Annotated in this window: 15 protein-coding genes; 11 read left to right on the plus strand and 4 right to left on the minus strand. The window is 62.0% G+C overall.

The annotated features are described in order from the left end of the window. Positions 1-161 precede the first annotated feature (161 nt). The 5 genes from MAFF_RS13840 to MAFF_RS13860 all read left to right on the plus strand — a co-directional run bounded on the left by MAFF_RS13840 (position 162) and on the right by MAFF_RS13860 (position 6,821). Positions 162-2,057 carry an ABC transporter ATP-binding protein gene (locus MAFF_RS13840; RefSeq protein ID WP_010911542.1) on the plus strand — a complete coding sequence of 632 codons (1,896 nt, stop codon included), beginning with the start codon at positions 162-164 and terminating at the stop codon, positions 2,055-2,057. A gap of 26 nt (positions 2,058-2,083) precedes the next feature. Continuing rightward, entirely contained in the window at positions 2,084-3,952 is a 1,869-nt protein-coding gene (locus tag MAFF_RS13845) for an ABC transporter substrate-binding protein (RefSeq protein ID WP_425280330.1), read from the plus strand. A 2-nt stretch (positions 3,953-3,954) separates the two neighbouring features. After that, a complete protein-coding gene (locus MAFF_RS13850; RefSeq protein ID WP_010911544.1) occupies positions 3,955-4,953 on the plus strand; it encodes an ABC transporter permease in 999 nt (332 codons plus the stop codon). Further along, entirely contained in the window at positions 4,950-6,131 is a 1,182-nt protein-coding gene (locus tag MAFF_RS13855; protein WP_032931708.1) for an ABC transporter permease, read from the plus strand. Before MAFF_RS13850 ends, MAFF_RS13855 begins: the two co-directional genes overlap by 4 nt. Before the next feature lie 210 nt (positions 6,132-6,341). Further along, positions 6,342-6,821, plus strand: a complete 480-nt coding sequence (locus tag MAFF_RS13860) for a class I SAM-dependent methyltransferase (protein WP_010911546.1) — start codon at positions 6,342-6,344, stop codon at positions 6,819-6,821. 37 nt (positions 6,822-6,858) lie between these two features. On the opposite strand, the gene MAFF_RS13865 is transcribed toward MAFF_RS13860, so the two are convergent. Next, positions 6,859-8,274 carry an adenylate/guanylate cyclase domain-containing protein gene (locus MAFF_RS13865; protein WP_010911547.1) on the minus strand — a complete coding sequence of 472 codons (1,416 nt, stop codon included), beginning with the start codon at positions 8,272-8,274 and terminating at the stop codon, positions 6,859-6,861. Between the two features lie 205 nt (positions 8,275-8,479). Between MAFF_RS13865 and MAFF_RS13870 the strand changes: the two genes are divergently transcribed. The 3 genes from MAFF_RS13870 to MAFF_RS13880 all read left to right on the plus strand — a co-directional run bounded on the left by MAFF_RS13870 (position 8,480) and on the right by MAFF_RS13880 (position 11,360). Continuing rightward, the gene (locus MAFF_RS13870) at positions 8,480-9,304 is read left to right on the plus strand and encodes a hypothetical protein (protein WP_044548327.1); all 825 of its coding nucleotides are present in this window, start codon (positions 8,480-8,482) and stop codon (positions 9,302-9,304) included. 71 nt (positions 9,305-9,375) lie between these two features. Beyond that, positions 9,376-9,900, plus strand: a complete 525-nt coding sequence (locus MAFF_RS13875; RefSeq protein WP_010911549.1) for a GNAT family N-acetyltransferase — start codon at positions 9,376-9,378, stop codon at positions 9,898-9,900. A gap of 299 nt (positions 9,901-10,199) precedes the next feature. Then, the gene (locus tag MAFF_RS13880; protein WP_244420785.1) at positions 10,200-11,360 is read left to right on the plus strand and encodes a hypothetical protein; all 1,161 of its coding nucleotides are present in this window, start codon (positions 10,200-10,202) and stop codon (positions 11,358-11,360) included. An 8-nt stretch (positions 11,361-11,368) separates the two neighbouring features. On the opposite strand, the gene MAFF_RS13885 is transcribed toward MAFF_RS13880, so the two are convergent. Continuing rightward, complete coding sequence (locus MAFF_RS13885; protein ID WP_010911551.1) at positions 11,369-13,138, minus strand: adenylate/guanylate cyclase domain-containing protein; 1,770 nt, start codon at positions 13,136-13,138, stop codon at positions 11,369-11,371. 230 nt (positions 13,139-13,368) lie between these two features. On the opposite strand from MAFF_RS13885, the gene MAFF_RS13890 reads away from it, so the two are divergent. Continuing rightward, positions 13,369-16,668, plus strand: coding sequence for an adenylate/guanylate cyclase domain-containing protein (locus MAFF_RS13890; protein WP_044548328.1), 3,300 nt, complete (start codon positions 13,369-13,371; stop codon positions 16,666-16,668). Positions 16,669-16,685: 17 nt separating this feature from the next. Then, on the plus strand, positions 16,686-17,366 hold the full coding sequence (locus tag MAFF_RS13895; protein ID WP_044548329.1) for a peroxiredoxin-like family protein: 681 nt from the start codon (positions 16,686-16,688) through the stop codon (positions 17,364-17,366). Positions 17,367-17,372: 6 nt separating this feature from the next. Here the strand turns inward: MAFF_RS13895 and MAFF_RS13900 are convergent, their stop codons facing one another. After that, on the minus strand, positions 17,373-20,339 hold the full coding sequence (locus MAFF_RS13900) for a trifunctional glycosyltransferase/class I SAM-dependent methyltransferase/polysaccharide deacetylase (protein WP_010911554.1): 2,967 nt from the start codon (positions 20,337-20,339) through the stop codon (positions 17,373-17,375). Between the two features lie 6 nt (positions 20,340-20,345). Beyond that, positions 20,346-20,555, minus strand: coding sequence for a glycosyltransferase (locus MAFF_RS41175; protein ID WP_341872722.1), 210 nt, complete (start codon positions 20,553-20,555; stop codon positions 20,346-20,348). Between the two features lie 48 nt (positions 20,556-20,603). Here MAFF_RS41175 and MAFF_RS39105 point away from each other — a divergent pair, with 48 nt between their 5' ends. Further along, entirely contained in the window at positions 20,604-21,020 is a 417-nt protein-coding gene (locus tag MAFF_RS39105; RefSeq protein WP_010911555.1) for a hypothetical protein, read from the plus strand. Positions 21,021-21,135: the final 115 nt, after the last annotated feature.

Genomic DNA, 21,135 nt, shown 5'->3' on the forward strand with positions numbered 1-21,135 from the left:
CACGATCTGATCCGAAGGCCATTGGTATGCAGTCCGGTCACCGGGCTCCGCCAGGGAACTGGCGACCGTTTCGAATCCAAGTTGCTCTAGGCTGGCAATGCGCTAGTCTTGCCTTCTGGGTCTGCCGCCTGGCAGGTCGCCAGAGTGGGGCTGGTGTGAGAATGAATTCGGGTGTTGATCTGCTGCGGATCGAAGATGTTGGCATCTCATTTGCCATTATCGGGGGACCGTTGCATGCCGTCAGGCGTGCAAATCTTCGCGTCCTGCCCGGCAAGGTTACCGCACTTGTGGGCGAGTCCGGTTCGGGAAAATCGGTTCTCAGCCAGGCAGTGATGGGGATTTTGCCGAGGACAGCCCATGTTCGCGGCCGTATCCTGTTTTCCGATCCTGAAAAGCCCGGCACGACGCAGGATATCCTGCAGATGCCGCGTGACGGACCCGAAATCCGGGCGTTGAGAGGCAGCCGCATCGGCAAGATCTTTCAAGAGCCGATGACATCGCTGTCGCCGCTGCACACGATCGGCAACCAGGTGAGCGAATCCCTGCAGATTCATACGCCCATGGCTCGGGCGGAGCGCAAGGCGCGGACCGAGGAAATGCTCAGCCTTGTCGGCTTTCCCAATCCCAAGCGCGCCTATGACATGTATCCCTTTGAACTTTCGGGAGGATTGCGTCAACGCGCCATGATCGCCATGGCGCTTATCTGCCGGCCCGCGCTGTTGATCGCCGACGAGCCGACGACGGCGTTGGACGTCACCATCCAGGCGCAAATCCTGCAATTGCTGCGCGGGCTTCAGACCAAGCTGAACATGGCGATGCTGCTGATCACGCACGACCTTGGCGTTGTCGCCAATGTCGCCGACGAGGTGGTGGTCATCTACCACGGCGAGATCATGGAAGCCGGACCTGTTGAGGCGATATTCCGCCGGCCAGGCCACCCTTACCTGAAGGGCCTGATGGCAGCCGTTCCGCATTTCGACCTGAAGCCTGGTGAAAGGCTAAAGGCGCTCCGCGAGGTGCCGGTGAATGTCGCGAACCTGCTCGGCAAGCAGACGGCGCCGACATCGAAGGGGCCGGATGACATCCTGCTTTCGGTCAGGGATTTGGAAAAGACCTTCACCATCCGCAAGTCCGGATGGTTCGGCGGGGGTCATCAAACCTCTGTTCGCGCCGTGGACGGCGTGAGCTTCGATATCAGGCGGGGTGAGTGCCTGGGTCTGGTCGGCGAAAGCGGCTCCGGCAAAACCACCGTCAGCAAGATCCTGATGCGGGCTGTCACCCCTAGCGGCGGCTCTGTGATCTTCAACGGCCGCGATCGACCGATCGACGTCTTGGAGGCCGAGGGAGACGCCTTGCGCACGCTGCGCGCGAAAATCCAGATGGTCTTCCAGGATCCGGTTTCGTCGCTTTCACCTCGCATGACGGTGGAGAACATCTTGAGCGAGCCGCTGGAAATCCATCAACGTGGCAATGCCGCGTCCCGACTCGCCACTGTCAAGAGCCTGATGCAGGCAATCGGGCTCGATCCGCGCTTCATCAAGCGCTATCCGCACAGTTTCTCCGGCGGGCAGCGTCAGCGTATCGGCATCGCGCGCGCACTGGCGCTGGGGCCTGAACTCCTGATCTGCGACGAGCCGGTTTCGGCGCTCGATGTCTCTGTCCAGGCGCAGATACTGAACCTTCTGAAGGACCTGCAGAAGGAACTGGGCCTGACCTACCTGTTCATATCCCACAACCTGGCGGTGGTGGACTACATGGCAGACCGCATCGCGGTGATGTGCGGCGGGCGTATCGTCGAGCTTGCGCCGCGCGAAATTCTGCTTAGGAGACCGATCCACCCCTACACGCGCTCACTGGTCGCCGCGGTACCTTTCCCCGATCTCGACAGGCCGATGGATTTCAAGACGCTGAAGCTCAGCGGCGCTTCCGACGCCAGCGCATGGGGACCGCAATTCCGCGACGAAGGCGACGAGGATATGCTGTCGCCGCTCGATCTCGGCGGCGGCCACGTCGTGCTGGCCCGACGTTCGGCCGATGTCAGCGAGCTACGCCATTGATCAGCCGGCGCACCGTCCTTGGGCTCATGGCTTCGGCATTTCTGCCGGGCACGTCGCGCGCCGGCGATCTGGAGCCGGAATTTCTTCAGCCGCAGTTGAAGGCCAGGGCGCTGCCGGCACTCGCCGAACGCCTGCCCAAGAGCCCGCGCGCGTTGAATCTCGCTGCGATGGGCCGGCAGCCCGGCCAGTATGGCGGCACGCTGCGCATGATCATCGGCAGCCAGAAAGATATCCGGATGATGACGATCTATGGGTATGCTCGCCTGGTCGGCTATGACGAAAAGCTTAACATGCAACCCGACATTCTCGAAAGTTTCGACGTAGCGGATGATCGCGTCTTCACGTTCAAGATACGGGAAGGACATAAATGGTCTGACGGCAGCCTGCTGACGCCGGAGGATTTTCGCTATTGCTGGGAAGATGTCTGGCTGAACGATGAGCTTTCGCAAGGCGGGCTCGCCCCGGCCCTGCTGGCGGACGGCAAGCCCCCACGCTTCGACATCGTCGATCCGTCGACGGTCCGCTATAGTTGGGATGCGCCCAATCCCGACTTCCTGCCCAAGCTCGCTGCTGCATCGCCGCTATCGCTTGTTCTGCCGGCCGCCTATCTCAAGCAGTTCCACAAGAAATACCAGGATCCATTCCGGCTCTCCGGCCTGATGACGGAGAACCGGGTCCACAAATGGACGCTTCTGCATATCCGCATGTCGCGGCAGTATCGCCCGGAGAACCCGGATCTGCCGACACTCGATCCCTGGCAGAACCGGACCAAGCCGCCGGCTGAGCAGTTCATTTTCGAGCGGAACCCGTTCTTTCATCGAATAGACGAGAATGGCCGGCAACTGCCCTATATTGACCGGGTTGTCATGGATGTCAGTTCGTCGGCGATCATTTCCGCCAAGACCGGTGCGGGCGAGAGCGACCTGCAAGGCATGGGAATTGACTTCTCCGACTACTCCTTCCTGAAGGATGCGGAGAAGCGCTACCCGGTGAAGTTGCATCTCTGGAAACGCACACAGGGTTCGCGGCTGGCGCTGCTGCCCAATCTGAATTGTGCCGACCAGGTGTGGCGGGGCCTTTTTCGTGACGTGCGCGTGCGCCGCGCACTTTCGCTCGCTGTGGACAGGCGCGAGATCAATTTGGCTGTGTTCTACGGATTGGCGCAGGAAAGTGCCGATACAGTCCTGCCGGAGAGCCCGCTCTACCGGCCGGAATTCGCGAAAGCCTGGGTCGCCCATGATCCCGACCAGGCCAATGCCCTGCTCGACGAGGTCGGGCTTCAGACGCGTGGCGATGACGGCCTGCGGATACTTCCCGACGGACGCCCGGCGCAGGTCATCGTGGAAACGGCCGGCGAGAGCACGTTGGAAACCGACGCGCTCGAACTCATCACCGATCACTGGCGCAAGATCGGCATTGCCCTGTTCATCCGGACTTCGCAGCGCGACATCTTCCGCAGCCGCGCGCTTGGTGGCCAGATCATGATGTCGATGTGGTCGGGCATCGACAATGGCGTGCCGACCGCCGACATGAACCCGTACCAGTTGGCCCCCACCATCGACGACCAGCTGCAATGGCCGCTCTGGGGTGCTCACTACTTGTCTCACGGCACGCTCGGTGAGGCGCCCGATCTTCCGCCTGTGGTCGAGTTGGTGGCTTTGCTCAAGCGCTGGAACGCATCGACCGAAGCCACGGAGCGTGCCGAAATCTGGAATTCAATGCTGTCGATCTACACCGATCAGGTGTTTTCGATCGGCACGGTGAACGGAACGCTTCAGCCGGTTCTGGCGTCCTCGCGACTGCGCAATCTGCCTGACAAGGCGCTCTACGGCTACGACCCGACCGCCTATTTCGGTGTCTACATGCCGGATACATTCTGGCTTGGAGAGACCTGAGCGTGTTTCGATATATTGTCTGGCGCATAGCCGTGATGGTTCCAACGCTGCTGATCATATCGGCGCTGGTGTTCACGATCATCGAACTTCCCCCGGGCGACTATTTCGACAGCTATGTCGCCGAGCTTCGGGCTCAGGGCGAGGCGGTGGATTCGGATCGCATCGAGATGATGCGCAAGGAATATGGTTTCGACAAGCCGCCGATCATTCGCTACTTCTACTGGGTCGGCGGGATGCTGCACGGCGATTTCGGCTATTCCTTCGAATATCAGCTGCCGGTTCGCGACGTCGTCGGGGACCGAATGTGGCTGACCGTGCTGGTTTCCTTCGTCACGATCATCTTCACCTGGCTCATCGCCTTTCCGATCGGCATGTACTCCGCCACGCATCAATACAGCTGGGGCGACTACGGCCTGACTTTCTTCGGCCTTCTCGGCCTTGCCATTCCGAACTTCATGCTGGCGCTGATCCTGATGTATTTCGCCAATATCTGGTTCGGCACGTCCATCGGCCATCTCATGGACCCGCAATATCTCGGCGAGCCGATGAGCTGGGCCAAGGCAAAGTCGATCCTCGCCCATCTCTGGATCCCGGTCTTGATCATCGGCGCCGGAGGGACGGCAAGCATGATCCGGCGGCTGCGCGCCAATCTGCTCGATGAGCTACACAAGCAATACGTCGTGACCGCGCGCGCCAAAGGCCTTCATCCCTTCAAGACGCTGGTCAAATATCCGCTGCGCATGGCGCTCAATTTCTTCATTTCCGACATCGGCTCCATCCTGCCGGCCATCATCTCCGGCGCCGAAATCACGGCGATCGTGCTGTCTTTGGAAACGACCGGGCCGATGCTGATCAGGGCACTGCAAAGCCAGGACATGTATCTGGCAGGGTCGTTCCTAATGTTCCTCGCCTTCCTGACGGTCATCGGTGTCCTGATCTCCGACCTGGCGCTGGCGCTGCTTGATCCACGAATTCGTTTGCAGGGCGGCAGCACCAAATGAACACGCCTTCGCCGCTGCCCGCTCCGGGTGCTCCACTGCAACACTACGTTTCCATCGCGCCCTTTGACCTGCAGTCGGTCGAGGCGATGACGCCGGAGCAATCGAAGGTCTTCCAGGCGTCGCAGTTGCGGCTGATGTGGTGGAAATTCCGAAGGCACCGGCTTGCCGTGGTATCCGGCATATTCCTGGCAGCGCTTTATTTCGGGATACTGATCTGCGAGTTCCTAGCGCCCTACAATCTGCACACGCGCAACATGGACTACATCTATTCGCCGCCGCAGCGGGTGCGCCTGTTCCACAACGGCCAGTTCGTCGGGCCGTTCGTCTATGGCCGCCAGATGACGCTGGATATGGACACGCTCAAGCGGAACTACATCGAGAATCAGGATGATGTTCAGCGGATTCGTTTCTTCTGCAAGGGCGACACTTACCGGTTCTGGGGGCTTATCGAAGGTAACAGGCATCTTTTCTGCCCTGCCGAAAACGGCCAGCTCTTTCTGGCCGGCACTGACAGGCTGGGGCGCGATGTGCTCTCGCGCATCATCTTTGGCGCACGCATTTCACTGACAATCGGCCTCGTCGGCATCAGTTTCAGCTTCCTGCTCGGCATTGTCATCGGCGGACTGGCCGGCTATCACGGCGGTATCTTCGACCTGATCGTTCAACGAATAATCGAAGTTCTGCAATCGATCCCCAGCATTCCGCTATGGCTGGCTCTGGCGGCGATCATGCCGATAACCTGGAGTCCGATCCTGATCTATTTCGGCATCACCGTCATCCTCGGGCTGCTCCACTGGACCGGACTGGCGCGGGCCGTGCGTTCAAAGCTTCTAGCTTTGCGCGAGGAGGATTACGTTCTGGCCGCGCAATTGATGGGCGCCAGCAGCAGCCGCATCATCGGGCGGCACCTCATTCCCGGCTTCATGTCGCATCTGATCGCGACCGCGACGATCGCCATACCCGGCATGATCCTGGGCGAGACGGCGCTGAGCTTCCTCGGGCTCGGCCTGAGGGCGCCGACAACCAGCTGGGGCATCCTGCTCACCGAGGCACGCAGCGTCAGCGTCATCGCTTTCTATCCATGGCTGCTTCTGCCGATGCTCCCCGTCATTCTCGTCATCATGGCGTTCAACTTCCTCGGCGACGGCTTGCGGGACGCCGCAGACCCCTACAAGTGACTTCGCTATGCCGCCGCGCGCCGGGCCGCCGACTCCACCCGGTATGACCCTTGTCGGCAGCCTGTTCGGTTATTGCGGTGTTCATCGTTCGCCTCTATATGCGGCGAGGCTTGATCGGGGTTAACACGTCGCCCTCGGGTTCCACCCGCGATCCGTTCTCGTCGCGGGCATTGCAGATCTCTTGGGCTGGTTCAGGACACACAAACGCATATGAGTCGCCTCGAGAGTTTCATCCGCAGGATGACCGCACAGCGCGATATTCTCGATCTAGTTTGCGCGGAGGTGGCGAACATTGAGGGCCCCGTGCTCGAGCTCGGCCTCGGCAATGGCCGGACGTTCCACCATCTGCGCGAGCGCCTGCCCGGACGCCGTATCGTGGCGTTCGACCGCGCACTTGCCGCACATTCCAGCTCAATTCCCGAAGCTGAAAACCTCGTGCTCGGCGAAATACGCGAGACGGCGAGCAGGTTCATTGGCATCGACGCTGCTCTTGTTCATGCCGACATCGGCACCGGCTATGAAGATTGCGATGCAGTGACCTCTACCTGGCTTCCCGATCTGACCGCGCGCCTGCTTCGCGTCGGCGGCATCGCGGTCAGCGGCACGCCGCTCGATCACCCGCAGTTGCAACGCCTCCCGACGCCGCCTTCGGTGCCCGCCGATCGTTACTTTATCTGCAGGCGCGTGTGAGGGGCTGAGACGACCCAAAACTTCAAGGGCCAAGTCTTCAGGGGATCGTGTAGACTGCTATCTCGCGCTCAATGCCGCGCAGCGAAACCTCATGGGGCACGGGCGTCAGCGCGTTCCTGTGCAACAGATCGGCGGTGAGATTATCGTCGACCACCGCACGAGTGGCGAAGATCGCCTGTGCGTTTGCAAGGTTCTGGACCCGCGAAGCAATGTTGACCGTCTGGCCGAAATAGTCCTGTCGCTCGTTCATCGACACGGCGATGCAGGGGCCGGCATGGACTCCGATCTTGAGCAGCAGATCCTCGCGCCCGCTCTTGTCGTTGAGCGCACGCATGGCATCGCGCATCCTGAGGGCGGCAGCAATCGCGCGATCAGGCGTCGCGAAGGTCGCCATCACCGCATCACCGATCGTCTTCACCACCGCGCCTGCCTCCGCCGCGACGATCTCGTGCAGAACCTGGAAATGCGCGCGTACGAGGTCGAAGGCCGAAAGGTCGCCCACCCGCTCGTAAAGCGCGGTCGATCCGCGCAGGTCGGTAAACAGGAAGGTCAGGCTGGTGATCTTCAGGCGCTGGTTGATGTCGAGCGTATCCGTGCGATAGAGATCGCGGAACGTCTGGTTGGTGAGCAGGCGCTTGGCGGTGAGGAAGGGCCGGCGTTTGCCCAGGATATCATGCAATGCCTGGCCGGCGATGAAGACTGCCGGAAGCACGCGGGTGTCGGTCCTGTTTTCCAGCGAAATGCGCAACGGGCCGGGTTGCATCTCCAGCGTCTGGTTCTGGACATGGTCGCGGTCGAAGACCAAAGACAGGCTTCGGCGCTCCTTTGTTGGTTCGCCCTTCACGTCGATGAACTGCGCTGAATGGGTGACCGGCTCAAAGACGATGATGAATTCGGACGGAAGCTGTATGGGCAGAACCGCCTTTTCACCGGGCGCAAGCTCGATATCCGCCAGCGAGAACGCTTCCATCTTTTTCACGAAATCCTCATCCGGCAGATCGACGCCGGACGCCCAATAGATCTGGCGGAAATATTCCATCAACGGCAGTTCATGTGGATTGTGGGCGGCAATTCTGCGCATGCGGGGACTGACGGTGAATGTCACCTCGACCATCTCGTCGAGGGTCGGCGAATAGCCCTCGGCGCACAGCGCGCAGGTGTATTCGTCCTTCTGCAGGGTTTTCAGCGTGGCGTTGGTGTCAAGCACGCCGCCGCAGCCGGGGCACAGAACATTCCAGGAAATGTCGAAGATGCCCACCCGCGCCGCATGGAGAAAGGCGCTTATGGTGCGTTCCTCGTCGAGGCCATGCTTGCTGGCGAAGGCCGGCGCATTGATGCGGCAAAGTTCGCGGTCTTCGCCCTCCGCGATGGTTCGCTTGATCGCGTCGATTGCCTGTGAATCGACATCGGTCGATTGCCGCAGAAGCGAGAACAGATCCTGAGCTTCGTTCATCCTGCAGGCTCCGGAAAATGCGCCTCCCGAGGCGTGTTGACCGGACCGCTTCTTGGTCCGGGTGCTGCATTTTACTTCGAAACGGACCGTACGGCCATTCGAATAGATAAGCCTGGTGACAGTTCAGTTCCATTCGGCGGATTTTCACCGGCCGCAAGCGGCACTATGATGGTGCATGGGGCATTCAGCCTTGGGGCTTTCTCCCGTGCCGACATACGACAACCCACCATTTCCAGCAGCCCTGCGCATTTTCTCCGCTGGGGTCATCATCGTCCTGATCGTGGGCGCCGGCCTGTTTTTCGCGCCGGCACTGGTCAAGCCGCGCTGGCCCTGGCCCGTTACGCCATTCAGTGCCCGCTTCCTCGGCGGCTTCTACACCGCCGAAATGGTCGTGATGGCGGCGCTCTTGTTCTGGAATCGCTGGTCGCCCGGCAGGCTGGTGCTCGTCATGGCCTTCATATTCACCGTCATCGTGTCGGCGGTTTCGTTGACCAATCTCGGCTATTTCAACTTCGAGCGAAAAGCGACCTGGCTCTGGTTCCTGGTCTATCTTGCCTCGGCCGCGGTATCCGGGCTGTTCCTGTGGCGGGCCAGGGCCCGTCCTTCGGCAAAAGGCGTAACCCTGAATCCCGCATGGCGCGGCTACATGTTGGCGGAAACGGCGATCCTTGGGCTCTATGGCCTCGGCATGCTGATATTTCCCCTGATGGTCAGCAGCACCTGGCCATGGCCGGTCGATCCCTTCCACGCCCAGGTCTACAGCGCCATCTTCCTCGCCGGCGCTGGCGGCGTATATCTCATCTGGAAAAACGCGCCGCGCGAGGAACTGCTGGTGCTCGGCCTGGCGCAGTTTCTGGTTGGCCTGCTTGCCATCCTTGGCCTCGTCATCACCGACGCCGCGGTGCACCGGATCGACTGGACGGCGACCGGGACACTGTGCTGGCTCGCCCTTTTCGGCTGGATCGGCATCAGCGGCATCTTCAAACTCTACGCCGCCTCTCGGCATTTTAGCTTGCAATTGGCATCATAGGGTGCAGAGACGGCTGGATTTTCAGCTGAGGTCCGGTGCATCGTGGGACCGATCGCCTTCACCGGAACGCTATGACCAGCACCACCTCGCCATCCCCCGAGAAAATCCAGCCGCAGATCCGGTCCGTCCGGCCAAGCGATGCGGAGGCGCTTTGCGCTATCTTCAACATGCCGGGCTTCCGCTGGGGCACGCTCAGAATGCCTTTTGAAAGGGTGGAGGAGGTCGAGCGGCGCATTGCCAAGTCCGGCCAGGAAACCACCTGGATCGTTGCCGAGTTGGACGGCAAGGTCGTCGGCCATGGCAGCCTGGTCGTGCAGGGTTCGCCGCGCCGTTCGCATATCGGCGAGATCAATATCGGCCTTGACGATGCCTTTGTCGGCAAGGGCATCGGCTCCGCCATACTTGGCGCGCTGCTTGACGTGGCCGACAACTGGCGCGCCCTGAAGCGGGTCGAATTGACCGCCTATGCCGACAACGAACCGGCCATCCGTCTCTACACAAGCCATGGCTTCGAGGTCGAAGGCCGGCATGTGAAGGCCGGATTTACCGACGGGCAGTACCACGACCTCCTGAGCATGGCCCGCCTGCGGTTCTGAGATCCGCTGTTTGGCCGCATCCAGCAAGTCTGGTCTCCCTTGGCGTTTGCACCGCAAGCGGCTAGACGGGACCAATGACCGCCGTCTCTGACCCAACCCCTACGCCTCCGGCGGAAATTCTGGCTGTGCTGTCGCTGCTCTGCCCGGAAGTCGTGCGTGACATCGAGCAGAACTGGAATGCACCGGTTTCCGACTACGCCCGCCATCTGTGGCGGCCGGTGGCAAGGCCTGCATCGGGCCCGGCGATCGCTGCCCGCTCGATCCTACGCGAAGTCCTGCATCAGCGCCTTGGCGCGATCATGCAGCCTGAAGAGATCGGCAAGGCCCTCGAAGAGTTCGAGCACAGACCAGTGATTCAGTCCGGCCTGCACTGCCTGCTACTGATGGACCGGATCACCTTCGATGCCCTCCTACTCGCTTGGCTGGGCGCGGTCGAAAACGGGCTGTCGGCCTTCTTCGGCTTCATGGGAACGACGATGACCATGGAGACAATTGGCCGGGAGGGGCCGGGATGGCTCGATGTGGGCGACGACAAGGTCAACCTGTTCGGCATGGGGCGCCACAAGCTCTGCCGCAAAAGCGCCTGCGTGGCCGGTCCCGTCACCCTCAACAAGCGCGCGCTCCAAGCGGTGGGCGACGAAACGGATGCCAGCCGCTGGCTGGGCACGCTGCTTGCCAGCCAGGACAAGGTGTTTGGAACCGCCGCCGATGCGCTGACAGCCCTCAACGAGGACCTGGTCGCTGATTGGGATCGTTCCGGCATGGCCCTGCCGGTTTTCATCGATGATCGGCTCGCCGCTTCTGCCGTGGCGCGGCATCTGGAATATGACGGCAGCCTTCTTTCCAGGCTGCTTATTGAGCCCGCAAGACGCCAGCGTCTCGAACATGCCTTGCAAGACGCCGCATCGAGCCCATTTGGCCGATTCCTGCCCAATACCACGGCCTATTTCTGGGGCATCCGCGAGGAGCGCGTGCGCAAGCTCGTCCTCGATAACGGGCACCTGATCGAGCCTGACAGGCCGCATGGTTTTTCCGTCCCGTTCGAGCGGTCGCATCTCAAGCAGGCGCTGCTGGACGGCGTGCTGCTGCCGAACTTGTTCCTGACGTTCCTCGTCCTTGCCATATTGCCGCGCGTGCGGGTTGCGGGCGGCCTGAGGCAGATTGGCTATGTAGCGCTTTTCCACTCGATCCTGCTGGCTGCGCTAGACGAAAACGCGCCGGAAGAGCGCGATCTGGCTGCGGAGCTGCAGGTTCGGGAAAATGCCTGGGGCATGCGCGTCATCGATGAAAAGATCTCGGTCCGCGAGCAGCTTGCAGGCCTGCCGGAAGGAGCGCTCTTCCCAGACCTGCTCCGGCAATACCGATTGCGGACATTTGCCGAGACGACCGACGACCTGAAACTGGTTCGCGAAAACGCCCGATGGCGCAAGATCGGCCAGGAGGGGATCAAGGCGACCTGACATGGCCTTCATTGCACGACACCGGCCTTGCGGAGCCCGTCCACCACGAGTTCGAAATCGGCAGGGTTCTTGTAGGGCAAGACCTTGCGACGGTATTCCAGCGAATAGTCGGGATTGAGGCGAAGCACCTCCTGCCATGCCGCGCGGGCCTCGGCGAAACGGCCGAGATGGCCGTAGCAGGCGGCCAGAAGCGCGCGCGAGACGTCCGTGACGGCGTTGCGAGCCAGCCGTTGCAGCAAGAGGTCAACGGCCTCTTCGTACCTTCCCAGTTGGAACGCCGCCAAAGCCTGGAAATGCAGAAGCACATCTGGAAAGTATGGATTCAAGGTCTTCGCCCGGGCGAAACTCTCGAGTGCCTCCTCGGGCCTGCCCGAATAGTACAGCGCCTCGCCGAGGATGACGTGCCCTTCCGCGAAGTTCGGATTGAGGACGATCGCGCGCTCGGCCTCGTCGATGGCCCCATCGTGCCGTCGTGTGTACAGCTTGGCTATAGCCAGCGCCCAGTGCGCCCAGGGATCACTGTCATCCAGCGCTACCGCTCGCGTTGCGACCTCTTCCGCTTGCGCCATCGATTCCGGCGGCGAGGCACTCCACCTGTTCAGGTAATCGAGTACGTACGTGAGGGCGAGGAAAGCGTGGGCAGAGGCAAAGTTCGGGTCCAGGTCGATGGCACGTTGCAAGACGTCGCGGGCTGCGACGTTGGTCTCCTTCGTCAGCCGGTGCCACAACTCCCGGCCCCGCAGGAAACAGTCATACGCCTCCGCGTTGCGCGGGTGCTCGGGCGCCAGCCGCTGACGGTCACCCTCGGTCAGATTGAGCGCCAGCGCACCGACGATCTGCTGTGTCACGTCGTCCTGCACGGCGAATATGTCGGTCAACTCGCGATCGAACCGCTCCGCCCAAAGATGGCCGCCCGAAATTGCATCGATCAGCTGCGCGGTGATGCGCACCCTGTTCCCCGACTTGCGTACGCTGCCCTCAAGTACATGCCGCACGCCGAGCTTCGTGCCCACCTCCTGCACCTGGACGTTCTGGCCCTTGAAGGTGAACGAGGAATTGCGCGCGATGACGAAGAGCTGCGACAGTTTGGACAGCGCGGTGATGATGTCCTCGGAGATGCCGTCGGCGAAGTAGTCCTGTTCGGCGTCACCGCTCATGTTGGCGAATGGCAGCACGGCGATCGACAGCTTCGGCGGCGCTGCCGTCGCCGGCCGGCCCGCGGTTTCCGAGGTCGCGGCCGCCTTGGTCCCGGCACTGCCGACTTGCAGCGAATAGACCCTGATCGGCTCGGCGATGTTCTTGAGCTGCGTGCTGCCGAGATCGCTGACCGAGAGGTCGAGCCTCGCCTTGACCTGGCGATAGGCATCCTCGGACAGGCAGATGGCGCCGGGCGCCGCGACGCCCTCCAAACGCGAAGCGATGTTGACGCCGTCGCCCATCAGGTCGCCGTCGCTTTCTTCAACGACATCCCCCAGATGGATACCGATCCTGAACTCGATGCGGCGGTCCTGCGGTACGCCGGCATTGCGCTCCACCATGCCGTTCTGGACCTCGACGGCGCAGCGCACGGCATCCACCACGCTGCGGAACTCAACCAGCGCCCCATCCCCGGTGCGCTTGATCACCCGCCCATTGTGCACGGCGATGATCGGATCGATCAGGTCGCTGCGCAGGGCCCGCAACCTCGCCAAGGTACGATCTTCGTCCGCGCTCGCGAGCCGGCTGTATCCGACGACATCCGCAGCCAGGATTGCGGCCAGCTTGCGATTCTCGCTCATCGGTCCGTCTCCTCGTCCCCATAATAGCAGGAAGACGGGGGGTAAGAGGGAACTTTCGCAAAGGACGCAGCCGCCCGAATCGGCAGCGCCCTGCCACGGACCACGGATCGCTCGATGCCGATTTGCGCTGCCGCTTGCCGGTCGACGGCTAACGGTTCATCCTTGTGAATACCTTGGCCGTGACGTGCGTAGCGAGATCACGCGTCACGGCAGCTAGTGAGGTCTTGGCGATGGACTGCTCGGGCTGCGGTTTCAAGGTTGAGAGCGGATACGCTTTCTGTCCGAGGTGCGGCAAGCGCCAGCCCGTGCCATGCGCCAATTGCGGCTACCCCTGCGCACCTGATTTCGAGTTCTGTCCGAAATGCGGGGCAAGCGTCGGTGGGGCTGCAAAAGCTGTCGAACGGCCTGCTCCGACACCAAGCCGGACCATCGTGCCGCCTTCTCGAACGCCGTCGCTGCTTGCGAACATTGAGAGCGAAGATGGACCGTATCCCGTCTCGGACGCCGATCGCCGGACGGTGACGGTCCTGTTCGCCGACCTTTGCGGCTTCACGACACTCAGCGAGCAGCTCGACCCCGAGGTCATGCAAGCGCTGCAGAACGACCTGTTCAAGGAATTGACGGCGGCCGTGCGAAACTTTGGTGGTTTCGTCGACAAATTCATCGGCGATGCACTGCTCGCTCTGTTCGGTGCGCCGGTCGCGCATGAGGACGATCCGGAACGTGCGCTTCGCGCCGCTCTCGACATGATCGCCCGGACGGCGCGGCTCGGCGAAAACGCCCCCCACTCCGGCACGCCTCTGTTGCTCCACATCGGCATCAACACCGGTCCGGTCGTCACCGGCGGATTGGGCATCGGCACCGCCAAATCCTATTCAGTGACCGGCGACACGGTGAATACGGCGCAACGCCTGCAATCGCTGGCCGCGCCGGGTGAAGTGCTGGTGGGTGAGCTCACCCACAGGCTGACCCGGCATGCCTTCTCTTACGAACCGCTGGGTGATGTCGTGCTTCGCGGCAAGGCTGGCACTGTGCTCGTTCATCGGCTGGATGCACCGCTTGCGGCGCCGCGTGCGGCACGTGGGCTCGAGGCGCTCGGCCTCAGCGCGCCGATGATAGGTCGTGATGCGGAGCTGCATAGAATGCTGGCGAGCCTTGACCAGGCGTGCGGCGGCTCGGCCCAACTTGTCCGCCTCGTTGGAGAAGCTGGTATCGGGAAATCGCGACTGGTGAAGGAGTTCGTCGCCCGCATCGGCGACGAGGATCGTTTTCGCAACGTCGCCGTGCGGCAGGCCACGTGCTCACCGCTGGGCGAACGATCATTTGGCGCCTTGGGCGCGGTGGTGCGCAGCGCTGCCGGGATGATGCAGAACGACAATGGGGACGAGATGCGAGGGAAGCTCGCAGGCTTGTTGACCGATCTCGGCCTGCAGGGCGAGGAGGCAAAGCGGCTGATGCCTTTGCTCTACCATGTGCTCGGTCTTGGCGACCCCGATGCCACCTTGCAGCATGTCGAGCCCGAGCAACTGCGGCGGCAAATTCTCTACGCAGTCCGCACAATCATCGAACGGCGGCTTGCGTTGTCGCCGCTGTTGATTGTCGTCGAAGACCTGCATTGGGCCGACGCCGTGTCGCTCGAGGCACTGCGTTTCGTGATGGACAGGTTGGAGCGCACGCGGTTGATGTTGCTGGTCACGCATCGTCCGGAGCCGGACCACGGCCAGCTCGACTCAAGTCGGGTCAGTCACACAGCGCTCAGGCTTTCACCGCTCAGCCGCGATGACGGACGCAGCCTGTTGACGGCGCTTTTTGGCGAGAGCTGGGTAAACTCCTCAGGAGGGCTTGTCGACCAGATCCTCGAGCGCGCGGGCGGCAACCCGCTTTTTTTGGAGGAGATCGTTCGCGGCCTTATCGATCGAGGTGTACTGGTGCGCGAGGGCCAGCGATGGCGGACTGTGGCGGGCGAAGCCGCAACTGGCATCCCCGCCACGATCCAGGCGATGTTGCTTGCCCGCATCGACCGGCTGCCCCAAGAGGTGCGCCGGTTGGCCCAGGAAGCCGCGGTGATCGGCCCGCGCTTCGATGCCACACTTCTGAAAGCCGTTACAGCCGACCCCGGCCGGCTGGAAGCCGGCTGCGAACTGCTTTGCGATGCGGAAATCATCGAGGAAGTTGCCGGATCAGGCTCGGTCTCGTCGCAAGGCTACCGCTTTACGCAAACGTTGCTGCAGGACGTGATCTACCAGAATCTGCTCCTCCAACGCCGGACCGACATCCACGGGCGCGTCGGTGCTGCCTTGGAGCAGCTGTGCGGCGACAGACCGGAACGGCTCGAGGATTTGACCGTGCTCGGTCATCATTTCGCACAGAGCGCCGAGCGGGAGAAGGGCGCGCGCTACCTGCAGGCGGCGGGCGATCGGGCTCGCATGATCTACGCCAACGACGACGCTCTTCGTTTCTACGAGCGGGCACTGACTGCGTTGGGCGCGACCGGGCAAACACCGCTCAAACTGGCAATTGCAGAGCGCATTGCCGATTTGAGCGGCCCGGCAGGCCGCCGAGAGATCGCGCATCAGCACTACGAGACGGTGTTGCAGGCATACCGCGAGTCAGCCGATCGGGTCGCATCGGCGCGCGTTTTGCGCAAGATCGGTCGGCTGCTGTGGGACGTCGGCAAGCGCGACAATGCAGAATCCCGCTATGCTGAAGCGGCAGCGCTCCTCGATGGAGCGGATGCCCCGATCGAGCAGGCGCATCTCTGGCAAGAACGTGGCCGACAGGCGTTCCGTAGCGGAGATCACGCTCTCGCGGCAAAATGGGCGGACGCGGCGCTGGATTGCGTCGGCGCTCTGTCGACGGAGCGTGCCTCCGAGGCAGGGTGCGATGCCACCCTTGTGACCGCCGAGGCCCTCAATACCAAGGCTGTCGCGCTGGCTCGCCTTGGGCGAAACCGTGAAGCCGTGGGTCAGGTTGAGCGTAGCATTGAATTGGCCGAAGCCGCCGGTCTGCTCGGCGCGGCCTGCCGCGGCTACACCAATCTCGGCGTGCTTTACACGACCATCGATCCGGCAAAGGCGATGGAGGTCTGCCGGCGCGGTCTTGAAGTGGCGCGCCATATTGGTGATCTGGGTTTCCAGGCGCGCCTCCTCGCCAATCTGGCGGTCGCTTGTTGTACTTTCACGGATCGCTGCCCAACGGAGGGCGTCCCTGCTGCCGAGAAGGCCATCGAGATCGACAGGGCGCTCGACCAGCGCGAGCACCTGCCGGTGCCGTTGATCGTGCTTGGGCAGATCCACCAATGCAATGGCCGTCCGGAACTGGCGGTCGGCTTGTTCCACGAAGCACTGGACGTAGCCCGCGAAACGGGCGAACCCCAACTTCTGTTTCCGTGCTATGATGGTCTTGCAACGCTTAATCTCGACCTCGACAATCTGGCCGAGGCCGAACGTTACTTTTCCTTGGCGCAGGGTATATGCGCCCAGCACGGGCTCGACCCGGAAGCGCTTGTGGTGCTGCCTTTTCTCGATTAGCCGGGTGGGAGGTTGAAATGTCCGCGCCTAGTGACTTGGTACCACTTCAACCGGGCGACCGCGCACCGAACGTGATACTCGACGCCATTACCCAGGAAGGCAAGATCGCGCTTGACGACTTTCGCGGTCAAAAGCCGGTGCTGGTCGGGCTGTTTCGAGGTCTGCATTGTGCGTTTTGCCGGCGCCATATCGCCGCCCAGGCGCGGCTTGATCCGGCGTTGCGCGAAAAGGGCGTGGAGAGCCTGACGGTGGTCAACACGCCGATCGAGCGGGCGCGTCTCTATTTCCGCTACCACCCGATGCCGAATCTGCTTGCGGCCTCCGACCCTGAACGCGCTTCACATCGTGCCTTTGGACTGCCCAATCTCGAATTCACCCAAGACGAAACAAACTGGCCGTACAAGGTCTCGATGGCAGCGGCAAAGGGTATGCGGGTCGACATGCCAGGCGAGTTACCCGGTCCAATGGATCCTTTTGCGGCCGGCGAAATCCTTGACAAGAAGGACCCTTACGAACTGACCGAGGCCGACGAGCAGATGATGGCAACAGGACACGGACAACTGGTCGGTCAGTTCCTGCTAGACCGGCAGGGGATCGTCCGCTGGAGCTTCACGGAGGTTCCAGAGGGTGGGCGATACATGTTTGGGGCGCCAAGCCCGCAGGAGCTGATGTCGGCCGTGTCGCAAGTCGCCCAATAGACAAGTTCACCGCTCCTTGAGCACGGCCTCGACAGTGGCAACAAAGTCATCGAGCGAGCGATCCCCGCGAATCTCGATGCGCGGAAGGTCGATGAGATCGCAATCGAGGTCCGCCGGCCCGTGTCTGGCGCCGAAGCCAATCCGATAGCCGCACTCCCTGGCCAGCCGCCCAAGCCGTCGGTCGGTGACAGAGAAGGGTGCCGTGAACGCCGTGGTTGGCCGACCGGTCCACCGTTCGATGAACATACGAGAGCGCAGGAGCTCGGCGGCCAGGTCAGAACTCGACAGACCATCGATCGCGCGATGCGTTGCCATGTGGCTTCCGAAGAAAGCACCTTCGCCGGCGAGGCGTCGCACCGTCCCGGCGTCCATAAGCTGCGTCGGCGGACCGTTGTGGGCGTCCCACTGTGCACCTTTACCCACTAGGTCCGTCACCAGGAACACTTCCGCAGTCAGGTCGTTCGCGCGCAAGGTCGGCCACGCATGGTCGGCAAAGTTCTGGAAGCCGTCATCGAAGGTGATGAGCACGGGGCGGCCAACGAAAGGTTGACGGTTGGCGATGCACCCTTCCAGCTGCTCTGAATTAATCGCGTGAAAGCCATTGGCGCGCAGCCATGCCATCTGGCTGCCGAATCCCGCGGGTGTGAGCCGAAAACGGGCGAGCGCGGCCGGACCATCATCCGAGACGCTGTGATACATGAGGACAGGGACACGCTGCCGCTGTTCGTTACGCGCGACGTCGCGGCGCAAAGCCCGCGCCCCGCCCCAGATGATATTTCGCGCGACCCCGATTTCGATCTGCGCGCGGATTGGCGCATGATCGATCATCGGTTCCGTCACCAAATCGTCCGGAGACAGGCGACGGAAGCGGTCTATGCGGTAGAGCTCGGTCTGGATCGATTGCTCGAGCACGAGGCCTTCGGTCGCCGCCAGCGTCTCCGAGATCGCTTGGGCACCGAACGTGTTCCAGTCGAAGCCCGTCCTTTCAACATTGTCACGTAGCACGAATGCGTGTGCGGTGATGAAACTGCCGCCAGGCGCCAACGCCTCAGTGAATTTTTTGGTGATGCGCCGCAGATCGGCGAGATCATCCAGATAGTAGAGCACTTCCGAACAGACGATCAGATCCATCTCACCCGGCAGCATGTCCGCAGCGAAATCCAGTACGCCAAATTCTATGTTAGGCTGATCGCCGCATCGCGCACGGGCCCGCTCGATGGCTATGGCGGAGATGTCGGTTGCAGTCAGATGGCTTACGCGCGGCGCCAGCTGCCGCGTGAAGTGGCCCTCCGCGCAGGCCAGCTCAAGCACCCGTCCGATGGGACCGGCAGGTAGGATTTCGAGCTGCCGCTGATATTTTTCCTGCTCATAGAGCGAGCCGTAGTTCCACGGATCCTCGGTCGCGAAATAGCTGTTCCAGAACGCCGTGCGATCATTCGTGTCCGCGGCTCGTGCTCGGCGCGGCACTGCAGGAGGCTGTTCTGGTTCGGCGCTCGACCGAACCAGCTCCCGCGCTTCAGCGGTCAATTGAGCGAGTTTGCCGAAGTGACTGTCCGGATCTGACCGGCGTTCGGCTGTGAACAACAATGCCTCCGCTGCAAACGTGTTCGACGTGTCGGCACCAGCGCCCTCTTGCGGCACAGTTGATCGTCCTGCAAGCCTTGCCGTACTGTCTGCAAGCCGCTCAGCGGGCACGACATTCTGGATCAACTCAATCCAATGATCCCTTGTCACTGTCCCGAGCACGCCAAACTGCACGACAGCCTCGATCTGGCCGTCCATCATCAGATAGGCATAGATTCGATCGATGCCTTCCGGGAGTTCGATCGCGTTCGGATTGCGAACGTCGACGCGAATTCCGAGTGTCCGCGCCAGCCTGCGCGGCGCGGCAAGATCGTCGGCATCGAGAAGCATTTGCTCAAGCTGATACTGGACGCGGCGACCAGCCGCGGGATTGTCCCAGACCTTGCCGAGTTCGATGATCAACTCGGTGAGGGGGCCGCCGAACCTGCCCCACCTGGCAGCCAATTGCGCCGGCACCGACAGGCTTCCGACCATAAGGCCGTCGATGGCCACCTCAGCGATCTCACGCGCCCATTTGCGTCCTGCCGGGAGCGCGCGCAGGGCCTGCGGGTCGATCGAGCGCGAGCCGCGGCCGCAATCCGACGCGGCGTTCCACAATGCGAACCACGCCAGTGCTTCGGAAGCGGTGCCGCCATTCGCCGAAATCGCTCCATTGGCCTGTCCCGATGCTGGGTGGCTAACCCTGGGATCAGCAGAAAAGCCGCGGGCGATCACGATTTCCGCATCTGCCAGCATCTGCGTCGAATTGCGGGAGAGCGAGTTGGGGCTGACCCGATAGAAAGCGAGCGGCTCGTCGACCATCACCCAACGTTTGCCCAAGTGTGCGAGGCGCTGCCACAGATCCCAGTTCTCGCAGGTGCGCAGCGACACATCGAAACCGCCCAACCCGACAATTGCCTCGCGGTCGACCAGCAGCGCATGAGTGCGAATGGCACACTGGCGGGCGAATGTTTCGAAGGGCTGGATCGCAACCTCCGTTGAGATGCTCGACGGGGTGAGTTCGCCATCGGGCATCACGCGCCGAGAGCCGCAATAGGCGGCCACTGCATCGGGAGCGGCCTTCAGCGCGGCGAGCATTTTCGCAAGGAAGCTGGCATCCACCCAATCGTCCGCGTCCAGAAACATGAGCCAATGGCCGCGCGCTGTGGAAATCCCGCTATTTCGCGCACCGGCGGCGCTAGAAGTGGAAGACCTCAACGTCCGAAATCGGGCGTCGTGCTCCACATAACCGGCGATGATCGCGGGGGTGCGGTCCGTGGAGGCGTCGTCGACGATGACCGCCTCCCAATCCACTATTTCCTGATCGAGAAGGCAATCGAGTGCGCGCGCTAGCGTCGCCTCCGCGTTGTGCGCAGGAACCACGATTGAAACCAAGGGACTGTGCGCCACGCCGTCTTACCCGCGCCCAGTTCGAAGATAGGACAAGATGCGTTGATCTCCCTCGGCGTGAGCCGTCACAATCGACGCCAATCCGTCCGTCGACCCATCGTCCACCACGACTATATCCAGTACCTGGTAGGTCTGCCGGCGGATACTGGCAAGCGTTGCGCCGATTCGACAAGAGTCCGCGAATGTCAAAAACGGATGGCAGCACTGCTCTGTCAAGATCGGGGCGAATTAGAGGCAGGCAGAGAAGACCTGAAGACAGGCTGAATGGCAGCGCTCACCGCAGAGGTTGGGTCGGCGCAACCGCGGCCATGGGGTTGGCAGCGTTCAACGGAAAACAAACGGTCGCGGAAGGCAACGCTGGCAAAGGGCGATGTGGTCATCCTCGACAATCTTGCTGCCGACAAGAGGCTTGCCGCCGAAAAGATCATACGAGCCAGAGGTGCATGGCTGCTCTTCCTGCGGCCCTACAGCCCCGGTCTCAGCCCGTGTAAGGATGGATGTCGGATCGGATTTGGTGAACAGGTCACACGTCACCGCACTTGCGCTGACCATTCCGAGAGCCTGTCAGGCTGCCTGCGGCTCGTAACGCGATCCCGGCTGACCGGAGACCTTGGTGCCGATGCCGAGCGGCGCCGGGATGGCAGCGACGAAACGCCCGAACGAAAGGCGCGCGGCCTTTAAATCGCGACTAGCCCTAGCCCAGTGGCGAGGCAGCCACAGGATGGACATTTCAGCCCATATGGAAAATGATCATGTTGCCATGCACAACACTGCAGTGCTCTGATCTCGACGAGAA

It is taken from the genome of Mesorhizobium japonicum MAFF 303099 (assembly GCF_000009625.1).
GTDB classification, from domain to species: domain Bacteria; phylum Pseudomonadota; class Alphaproteobacteria; order Rhizobiales; family Rhizobiaceae; genus Mesorhizobium; species Mesorhizobium japonicum.